General features: G+C 63.9%; 7 protein-coding genes. All 7 read right to left on the bottom strand.

Features of this window, described 5'->3' with window-relative positions; genetic code table 11:
- Nucleotides 1-88: 88 nt before the first annotated feature.
- The 7 genes from F4X11_10400 to F4X11_10370 all read right to left on the bottom strand — a co-directional run bounded on the left by F4X11_10400 (nucleotide 89) and on the right by F4X11_10370 (nucleotide 9,313).
- On the bottom strand, nucleotides 89-2,950 hold the full coding sequence (locus F4X11_10400; protein ID MYN65424.1) for a hypothetical protein: 2,862 nt from the start codon (nucleotides 2,948-2,950) through the stop codon (nucleotides 89-91).
- Nucleotides 2,951-3,003: 53 nt separating this feature from the next.
- Nucleotides 3,004-3,294, bottom strand: coding sequence for a hypothetical protein (locus F4X11_10395; protein ID MYN65423.1), 291 nt, complete (start codon nucleotides 3,292-3,294; stop codon nucleotides 3,004-3,006).
- Nucleotides 3,291-5,459: a hypothetical protein gene (locus F4X11_10390; protein ID MYN65422.1), complete on the bottom strand. Its 2,169-nt coding sequence runs from the start codon at nucleotides 5,457-5,459 to the stop codon at nucleotides 3,291-3,293. Before F4X11_10390 ends, F4X11_10395 begins: the two co-directional genes overlap by 4 nt.
- Before the next feature lie 421 nt (nucleotides 5,460-5,880).
- Nucleotides 5,881-6,948, bottom strand: a complete 1,068-nt coding sequence (locus F4X11_10385) for a trypsin-like peptidase domain-containing protein (GenBank protein MYN65421.1) — start codon at nucleotides 6,946-6,948, stop codon at nucleotides 5,881-5,883.
- 12 nt (nucleotides 6,949-6,960) lie between these two features.
- Complete coding sequence (locus F4X11_10380; protein MYN65420.1) at nucleotides 6,961-7,731, bottom strand: hypothetical protein; 771 nt, start codon at nucleotides 7,729-7,731, stop codon at nucleotides 6,961-6,963.
- Nucleotides 7,728-8,912 (bottom strand): DNA cytosine methyltransferase, encoded by a 1,185-nt coding sequence (locus F4X11_10375; protein ID MYN65419.1) that lies wholly within the window; start codon nucleotides 8,910-8,912, stop codon nucleotides 7,728-7,730. The genes F4X11_10380 and F4X11_10375 overlap by 4 nt, the downstream gene beginning before the upstream one ends.
- On the bottom strand, nucleotides 8,909-9,313 hold the full coding sequence (locus tag F4X11_10370) for a very short patch repair endonuclease (GenBank protein ID MYN65418.1): 405 nt from the start codon (nucleotides 9,311-9,313) through the stop codon (nucleotides 8,909-8,911). Before F4X11_10370 ends, F4X11_10375 begins: the two co-directional genes overlap by 4 nt.
- Between the last annotated feature and the right edge of the window lie 710 nt (nucleotides 9,314-10,023).

The following is a 10,023-nucleotide window of genomic DNA, read 5'->3' as shown; positions in this document are numbered from 1 at the left end:
GCCGTCGCATGAAATCCCGCTCATTTCTGCATACTGTAAGTGGTACGGGCATAGCAATATACTATGTAACACGTTGACACATAGCAGTTTACAAAATTGTCTGTAGTTCCGGTGGGATCGGACCTGATAGATCGTTGGAAAATAGGTTCAGCCACCTTAGGCTGGAGAGATCGCCCAGTTCGGCGGGGATCGGCCCCGTGAAGCTGTTTACGGAGGCATGCAGCTGAGTCAGGTTGGTCAGGTCGCCCAGTTCCGGGGGGATCGGACCGCCGAGGTCGTTTTCAGCGATCCACAACACGGTCAGGTCGCCCAAGTTGCCGAGTTCGGGTGGCAGGCGGCCGCTCAGGTTGTTCCCGCTGAGGAACAGGTGTTCCAGCCTTTCGCCGTCAGCATACACTCCGAACCAGTCGCGCAACGGAGTGTCGCTGAGCCAGTTGTCGCTGTTCGTCCAATTTGGTCCACCGGTTGCGTCGTAAAAGATCTCAAGAATCTCCCGGTCCGTCAGCGGAGCGCACTCCTCGCCGGTGCCTTCATGCGACGGTATACCGGCCAGCCACGTCTGGAAGGATGCCTCCGATGGCGCGCACAGCTTCGTGTCCGGATACCGGAGTTCGACAAGCGAAAGGCGGCTGAGGGTAGCCGGCAGGCGACCGGCCAGCGCGTTGTCCCCGATCCGCAGGCGGGTCAAGGCGGCCAGGTTGCCGAGTTCGCCCGGCAGCCGACCGGTCAGGCCGTTGCGGGTCAGATCGAGCGCCGTTATCCGACCCAGGGAGTCGGCTGTGATCCCGTACCATTCCTCCACGGCCCGGTCGCTCAGCCATCCATCCGAGGCAGTCCAAGCCGCGCCGTTCGTGCCGTTGTACAGGAGTTCCAGTGCCGCCGCGTCCGCCTCGTTGCAATAGGGCCCCTCGTCGCGATGCTCGATCCTCTCAATCCAATTCGCGAAGGCAGACGTGCCCGGCGCGCAGAGACCGGCGTTCCCGCCGAACTCGAAGGACCACAGGCTGTTGAGTTGCAGGAAGCTGTCGGGGATCGCGCCAGAGAGGGAGTTGTTGCGGAGATCAATCGACGTCAACCCTCCAAGGTCTCCAAGCTCAGGCGGAAGTGAGGCGGAGAAATCGTTGTCCCTGACCCACAGTTGCCTCAGGTTGCCAAGGTTGCCGAGTTCGGGAGGGATCGGGCCAGTCAAGCTGTTGTTGTAGAGAGCCAGTCTCCACAGGCTGGCCAGGTTGCCGATTGATGGCGGGATCGGGCCCGAAAGGTCGTTGTGGGCAAGGTCCAGAATCTCCAGCTTGGCCAAATTGCCGAGTTCGGTTGGGACTTGTCCCGAAAGGTCGTTGAGGCTAAGCCACAAGTACGTCAGGTCTTGCAGGTTGCCGATTGATGGCGGAATCGGATCCGAAAGGTCGTTGCGGGCAAGGTCCAGAGTCTCCAGCTTGGCCAGATTGCCGAGTTCGAAGGGAATCGGGCCGGTCAATTGGTTGTCATTTAGCCGCAACACTTCCAAGTTTGGGAGATTGCCGAGAGCAGGGGGGATTCCTGCCCTCAGGTTGTTGTAGCTGAACTGGAGACTTCGCAGTTTGGCGAGATTGCCCAAATCCGGCGGAATCGAGCCCGAAAGACCTTGCCTCACAATGGGTTGGCCCGGCGCGTGTATATCCTGACTGCCGGAAAGATCCAGTACCACGACCCGCCCGTCCGCATCCGTTTCGACCCCGTACCACTCCCCAAGGGGCTTGTCGGTCAGCCAGTTGGCGTTGTCCCGCCAGTTCGGCCCGTCCGTGGCTTGGTAGATCGCCACCAGCGTCGCCCGGTCCGTGTTCTCGACCGTGATCTCGGAAGTGCCCTGAACATCTTCCGACCACGCCGTGATCGTGGCCTTGCCCTCGGCTCGGCCCCGAACGAGCCCCGAGTCGTCCACGGCCGCCACGCCGGGGTCGCTCGACGACCAACGGAACTCTGCTCCCTCGATCGCGTGCCCGTTGCCGTCGAGGGCCGCTGCGACAAGCCTCAGCGTGTCTCCGAGCGCGACCGTGTCTGCCGCCGGAGACACGACAACCGAACCCGTCGACTGCATCACGATCACCAGCGCCTCTGCGCCTGTCTCACCCGCCCGGGCGGCGCTCGCCGCCGTGCCGCTGCCTGCCGCGGTCACCAGTCCCGCCGAATCCACGTCTGCCACCAGCGTGTCGTCGCTCGCCCAGGACACGGGTGTGTCTGTCACGACTCGTCCGATCTGGTCCCGCACCTCCGCAGCCAGCTGCGCGGTCTGCGAGATGGCCGTGAACACCACCGTATCGGGCGTCACCCCGACGGTTGTCGGTACCGGTAGCACCACCGTGAGAGCCGCAGCACCCGTCATCCCCGACGATGTGGCCGTGACCACCACGTCGGCGGCGGCGATCCCAGTGACTACACCCGCGTTGTCCACCACGGCCACGAGCGTGTCCTCGCTCACCCAAACGAACGCCAACCCCGCCACCTCGTGTCCATTCTCGTCCGTCGCCGCCGCAGTGAGCAGAAGCGTGTCGCCCACGACCAGCGTGTCCACGGCCGGCGTCAAGGTGACCGCGCTCACCTCTTGAGCCACGGTCACGGCCGCCGAGCCCGAAGCGGAGCCCGCGGTCGCGGTGATTGTCGCCGTCCCGTTGCCCGCCGCCGTCACTAGCCCGTTCTCGTCCGTCGTCGCCACTGCGGTGGCGCTGCTGGACCAGGTCACGGCGGCTCCCGCCATAGTCTGTCCGTTCTGGTCAAGTACCTCGGCCGCGAGCCGCACGCTCTCGCCCAGTGCCGTCAGCCGGGCGGTCGCGGGCGTGACCGTCACTCTCGTCGCGCGGGGCGGATCAGGAGCGGTGGGCGACGGCTCCGCAGTGCTGTCGCCGCAAGCGGCCACTGTCAGCAAGACAAGCAAGGCCGTGCCCGTGCGCGCCGGGTCGTTAGCGTTTCTCATCGGTGAGCGGAGAAACCGCGGTCGAGGCGATGGCGACCTGTGCGGATGGCCCCTCAAGTCGTCTCGCAGTCGTAGTTGCTGGACCAGGACGCCGCGCCCGGATTCCCGCCCGCCTCACAGCGGCTCAGCGCCGCGCCCGCGAGCCCGAGCCGGGCGCAGGCGGTGGACAGCGCCTCGTCGAGCGCCTCCTGCTGCGTCGAGCCCGACCCGGACCCGGATGCGGTGCGGTTGTCCATGGAGAGGGTCACGTCGCATTGCCACGCGGACGCGCCCGTGATTTCGGCGCACGCGGCAACCGCGAGAACGAAGGCGATCACGGCCCCCCGGAGTCGAACACGGTTCATGGCGCTCTTCCTTTCGTGACGAGAATAGTTGCGCCGACCACCGCGCTCCGGGCCGGACCGGCATCCTCGGGCTCGCCGCCCGGCTTGATTCGCAGGATGCCCTCGACCGCGCGGATGCGCGGCGGATCGTCACTGGATGGCACGGGCACCAACGCCCCGTCCGCGCCGACCGCTTGCAGCAGACCTTGCCATTGCGGTTCTGCGATCAGGCTGCCGCCCGACTGCCTGCTGGCCCGGATGCTGCCCTTGGTCACCTGCCGGTTGACGATCTCGCACCCGCCCGTGCTCAGGCAGCTGTACCGGATATTGTTTTCGACGATGTAGGAACTGGTGCCGCTGAACCGCACCGTCGCCACGCCGTTGGAGAACTGGAAGACGATTCCGCCATCTGTTTGGTCCGGACTCCAGAAGCCGGTCGGCAGCGTCTCGATTGTCTGCCCGGTCGTGTACGTCGTGTCGCTGCTGCTGCCCGTCTGTATCGTGACCCTGATGGCCGACGAGCAGTTGTTGTTTGTGTTCGACTCGCCGGAGACGGCGTCGACGCAGTTTCCGACGTAGATCGTCCCTTGGGGCACGTTGGCACCGATCGTGATGGTGATGGTGTCCCTAGCTTCGGCGGAGGGAGCCAGTGAAGGCACGTTGAACGGGTTTCCGAACTCGCTGTCGCTCGTCGAGATGGTCGCGTCGGAGGACACATAGCTCCTGAGACGGGTCGCAGCCGACGAAGCCCCGCCCTGGTTGCGCACCGTCACGCCGTAGGAGAAGCTGCCTCCCGGTGCCACCGTCGCGCTCGACCTCGAAACGGCCACCACCAGATCGGGGCCGCCGGAGCCACCCACGGTCACGCGGACGCCCCGCGAGCAGTTGTTGTTGGTGTCGGATTCGCCGGACACGGCGTCGGCGCAAAGCCCGAAGTAGAACGTGCCGGAACTCAGATTCCGAACGGTTCCCGTGATGGTCCCGCTCTGCCCTGCACCGAGACTGGGCAAGGCCGTGGTGCCGATCTCGCTGTCGCTGGTCGAGATCGTCGAGTTGCTCGACCGGTAGAGCCGGATCGTGGTGGCCGGCGCCGTCGCGTTCCCGGTGTTCTCGATCGTGAAGTCGGCTTGCACCGATCCACCCGGCGACCCTGTCACCGAGGTCGGAGTGACGTTCGTGAACTCCAGATCCGGCGCTCCTGACCCGTCCACGGTCACCCTGAGCGCCGAAGAGCAGTTGTTGCCGGTGTTCGATTCTCCGGATACCGCGTCGACGCATGCGCCGAAGTAGAGAGTGCCGGAGGCATTGGGGGGTAAGATGATGCGAAGCCCGTCGGTGCTAAAGGTGCCTTGAGCGGCGAGCGCCCGGACGTTGATTTCCCCCAACTCCGAGTCGCTCGTGGATATCGTCGCGTCGCTCGATTGCAGGACGCGCAAGGTGGTTGCCGCCGCAGCCGCGTTGCCGCGGTTGCGCACCGTGAAGGTGACCGGAATGGTGTCGCCCGGCGAAGCGTTCACGCTGGTGGGCGAGACCGACACGGCCAGATCCGGCGCTCCGGCCGACTGGACGCGGACGCTCACCCGCTGCGCCGCGCTTAATCCGCCGGGATCGCGGGCGGTCACCGTGATCGTGGCGCTCCCGGCATTCATGGCCCTGATCCTGACAGTCGAGCCCGACACCGACGCCGTGGCGACGCCCGAGTTCGACGAAATCGTCGAATACGTCAGCGGGTCGCCGTCGGGGTCGCTGAAGTACTGCGATGCGTTCACCGTGGCGCTGCCGCCCGGATTGAGCGTCTGGGACGGGACGGTCCCCACCGGACGCGGGGCGCGGTTGGGTTGCGGGACGGTGACGCGGGCCTGCTGCGTCGCCGTGAGACCGTCCGGGTCGCGAGCGGTCACGGTGATGGTGGCGCTCCCCGGGCTCACGGCCGTGATTGTGACCGTCGAGCCCGACACCGAGGCTCCGGCGACCCCTCCGTTGGACGACGAAGCGGCATACGTCAGCACGTCCCCGTCGGGATCGCTGAAGTAGCGCGAAGCGTTCACCGTGGCGCCTCGGCCCACCTCGACCGTCTGGGCGGGGATGGCGCCCTCCGGACGGGGCGCGCGGTTCGGCTGGGGCACGGTCACGCTCACCTGCTGGGTCGCCGTCGCCCGCTCGTCGTCGCTCGCCGTGATCGTCACCTTCGTAGATGTGGTCGCATAAAGCTATTTATACAAATCACTTAGAGATGGCGTGGTCCGGTATCCCCACATTCCATCCATGTTCTCGAACGGGAACACATTGGGCCTCCGAAGACCTCCCCGGACCGTAAGCGTTCGGTGAAGTCGTAGCTTTGAATCCCCGCCGCGTTTCGTCCACGGTGGCGACCGATCCGCCGACGAGCGGCCTCTCCACCTCCATCGGGACTGCGAGGAGGATGCCGACCGAACCGCTCCTCCACGGCCTGACCGAACGCTTACTTGGCACCCTCCTCCCCGGAGCCGCCCACAGCTTTCCGACAAATGGGCTGCGCCGCTTGGACGCCGTGCCGGAGTCCACGAAACTGCCTGTCCTCGATATGAAGGGCCGCGCCGGACCCAGCGCCTCCGACCGAAGCGACGGTCAATCGAAGGTCTCGTACGGGACCTGCACTCCCAAGTCCATTTCGTCGACTGCGCGCGAAATGACTTGGGCAGGGATGCCCGCGTAGTGCGGCAAGAACGGCGACACGTCGCAGTACTGTCCTTCGGTGAGATCGGTTGCCATGCCGACGACATACCCCTCGTCAGATACGAGCGCACCTCCGCTGTTGCCAGGACGAGCAATCGCCGAGTAGAGGAAGAGGTCCGCGGTGCCGATCATGGAGACTGCGGAGGCAGTCACCTCCCCCCGCTGCACGACGAGGGGCGAGTTGCCGTCTTCCGTAGGCAGCGCACAAGGAATCCGAGGATACCCGAAAGTGTATACCGTCTGCGTGACGAACGGTTCGAGAAACGCAAGCCCTGCGACCGCGTGAAGCGGTTCTGGGACGTGCAGAACGGCGACATCGAGAGCCTCGTGCTCGGCGATAGCCTTAGCGTCGATCGCGATTTCGCGGCCTTGGAAGCTCTGTGTCTGGTCAACCTGCATTTCTGAAACGACATGGCGACAGGTCAAGATGTGATGAGGATCGAAGACGAGTCCGCTACCGGCTCTGGCCTCACCTTCGGCGTTCTTGCCTGCGATCTGTACGATCGCAGGCGAAATCTGGCGGTGGAGGAATCGGCCACCCAGTGTCTTACCTAGCCAGAGCGTACCGGCACTGCGTATCGTCGAAATCTCGCTCAGGGCGTAGTAGCTCTTGGGCATCATAACGTAGCTTGAGTCGGCCCCGGATACTTCGACGAGGATGTTGTTCGCTGTCATTCGTTCGAGCAGGTGCCGCACTTGGTAGATGTATCGATCAGGATTTCCTATCAGCTCGGTAGCCTTCAGGAACTCCATGAAGTCAAGACCTGACAGCGGGAGGATGCTGCGGGATGATGGTACCTTGCCGATGGTCTGGCAGCTCTTCTGGTAGTTTGACGGAGAAAAAAAAGCCCGGGCAGAAAGCGCGAGGGCCATCTCTTGCTCGACATCCAGAGGAGCAAGCCTAACGTATCGCTCGCACGGCTCGGTCGGTCCAGTTGGTCGAGATCTCCGACGCGCCATGACCAAGCTAGCCTAACGCGGTGTCTGCGGTGCGAGCCGCCAGGTTCCTTCGACGGTACACACCCTCTTGTCGATTCTCGCCAGTGTGACCTTCGCGTCTGATCTGTCGAGCTTCAACGTGAAGTCCGGCGGATCTTGGCCAACCGGGATGCCGATGGATGGGCCTTCAGACGCGAATTCGACACGAGGGACATCGGCGACTTGAGCCAAGACGGAGGTCGGTATCCTCACCATTTCGTAGAGCCCCTTCTTCTTGAACAGCCGCAGTTGAATGATGGCGTTCACCGTCGCCGTGTACTCTGCGAACAACTGTTTGGTGTTCCTTTCTCGGTGGGAGGCACTGCGGGCGTCCTGGATCCATGCGGCCTCACACAGCTTGGAGATGTGCAGTGATCCGACTCGTAGGTCCTTCGCTGACGTGGACTTCAGGCTGATCCGTTGGCCGTCCATCTCGACATCCCAGAAGCGCTGACCTTCGGGTGCTTTCTGGATGTCGTGACCCCCTGCGCGCGCCGCCCGAACGAACGCCGCCTCGAACGAGTTCCTCGCCAGCGGGGCCTTGAGAAAGTAGTGGTGAATGAGCAGTGTCGTGCGGAATTCCTTCTCGAACCGCTCGCTGAGGAATGACGGGGTTGGAGCGGAGGGCGTGTCGGATGGAAACTTCAGTTCGGGAAGGGTATCGGCAACCGGGTATGCGGGGAACGTGGCCTCGCAGGGACCACGCATCGCAGCGAGTAGCTCGTCGAGGTATCTCTGTTCCGTGGAGTCCGGTGGGCTAGTCATGCCGCTTCGCCCAACAGATCGGAAACTCGCAGACTCGTGTCGGCCAAGACGAGCTCCAGGATGCTGGGCCGCTCGTTCGTCAGGATCCAGCGGCAGAGGTGCGCGAGCTGATAGGAAATCAGCGGGGGAACCGCATCCCCGATATGACGGTAAGTGTTTGCCAGCGACGAGCCGTTGAACCGGTAGTTGTGGGGGAACCCGTTGAGGACTGCCATTTCCGCAACCGTGCAAAGCCGGTCCCGTTCCGGGTGGGCGTACCTCCCATTCCCGATATGGGCACACTCGCGCTTGATCGTAGGGGCGGGCCTGTCCCAAGCCATCCGACCGTAGACGTCCGGATAAGACCCGAATCTCTCGGCTGCCGCAATCCTCTTCATGGATCCGGTCAGCAGTTCTTCGGCTTCAGGATGGTCCAACAGGTCCATCCAAGAGCCGCCGTCACGGGGAATGGCGGCTAGTCGGCGCTTGACCGTTTCCGATCCGAATCCTGGGTAACGGTGGTCTGCGTCCTTCGCTCCCGAGGCGACCGAGAGCGCCCGACGAACCGTGCTGGCGCTTTCCTTCACGCTCCAGCCGTCCCACAAGCTCTCCAGCGTGTAGAGGGGCAGCCCTTCGCGGGTAGCGATGACAATGGCCCGTTCGCGGATTTGTGGGAGCCCGAACCGGCTTAGCAGGTAGTTCCGCCCGAATACGCTGTAGCCGCTGTTCTCCAAGCATTCGCGGAAGGCGCGGTAGTGGTGCCGGAAGTTGCCGCGTATGAGTTCGCGCGCGTTCTCCATTACTACGATGTCCGCGTCCAAGGCCACCGCGAAGTCTGCGGCCTTGGGAACGAACCCGTTGCGGCAGTCGTCCCGCAGATGATTCTGGGGGTTGGTTCGGGTGAAGCCGGTGCAAGGTGGACACACGCTCAAGACATTGACCGCACGCTCGCCGATGCCCAATACGCCGCGCACATCGGTCGGAGCAACCTCCCCGAGGTCGATCCGCTTGGGGTCGATTCCGATGTTATTGCGATAGGTGGTGTTGCACTGCAACCGCCCGTTGCCGGAAGTGGGCTTGCCGATCTCCGCATCGGCCGCGCCGATCATCTCGAATGCGCCGTGCGCCTTGAAGCCAAAGGACATACCTCCGGCACCGGAGAACAGATCCACGACCGCAATCGGCTGCTCCGAACCCCTCATGGTGCGCCATTCCGGCTAGGATCGCGGGTTCGATCCGCATCAAGCCAAGAGGCGATACGATCCACCGCATCCGGTTGCCGTAGCTCACATTCCCACACCACAAGGACGCTCCACCCGCCCGTTTCGAGTTCGCCCCGGCTCTTGGCGTCCCGATCCTTGTTGCGGTCGATCTTCGCCTTCCAGAAGGCTCGTCTGGTGGCAGGTAGCGCGCCTGACGGGCACGCATGCCCGTGCCAGAAGCAGCCGTTGACGAAGATCGCGGACTTCCGGGACGGGAATACGATGTCGGGGGTGCCCGGCAAATCGCGGCGATGCAGCCGGAATCGGTAGCCTCGGGCGTGTAGCTCTTTACGAACGAGGAGTTCCGGTTTCGTGTTCTTGGAGCGAACCGCCGACATCATGCTGCTACGCTGCTCGCGCGTTACGCGATCCACGACTCAACCCCTCGGACTACCGACACCTGCCGAGGGCCGTAGCGTCTCATCGGTGGCCCTTGACGGAGCGAACAGGACTTGTTGCGGGCCATCATCGGTCACCGGGGAGACCCTTCCGTGACCGGATTCCCGCTCAGCGGCCCGAATCAACTCGAAGCCAATCCGTCGGATCCGATCCCCGCGGAGCAGCAGGGCGTGACCGACTGCGTGGATACTCTCGGCCCGGGGCCTTCGGGTTCCGGCCTTCCATGCAGCGAGCGACTGCCAACTCAGGCCGGCGGACTCCATCATCTTTCTTCCCGAGTAGGAAGCGGCGGCGGCCGCTCTCGTCAGGAGAGACCTCAGATCTGCATCGTGGTTCGACGATTCGGGTTGCAACAAGCTCCTCCGGAAAAGAAGTTGTAGATCAACGTATCTACGAATCATCCTGTAGACAAGAACCGCTACAGGGCCAACGGGTCTGCGGGTACATGCGCCGGTGAATGGCTGCCGCTCCGAGACGGACGAGCCGACCGATTCCGAAGCCGCCGCCCGCGACCTCAACGCGGCATCAGGCGCGTGCATTTCCCAGGGGATCGAAGGGGGGCGGAGCCACCCCTCGTCAGCCTCCGTGTTATACACGGGGTATGCTGGCTGAGCCACCTAACAGTGGCTTAGCCAGCCCGGCGGCGGCGCCG

This window comes from Acidobacteriota bacterium (assembly GCA_009861545.1).
In the GTDB taxonomy this organism is placed as follows: domain Bacteria; phylum Acidobacteriota; class Vicinamibacteria; order Vicinamibacterales; family UBA8438; genus WTFV01.
This window is presented reverse-complemented; position numbering and strand designations above follow the sequence as displayed.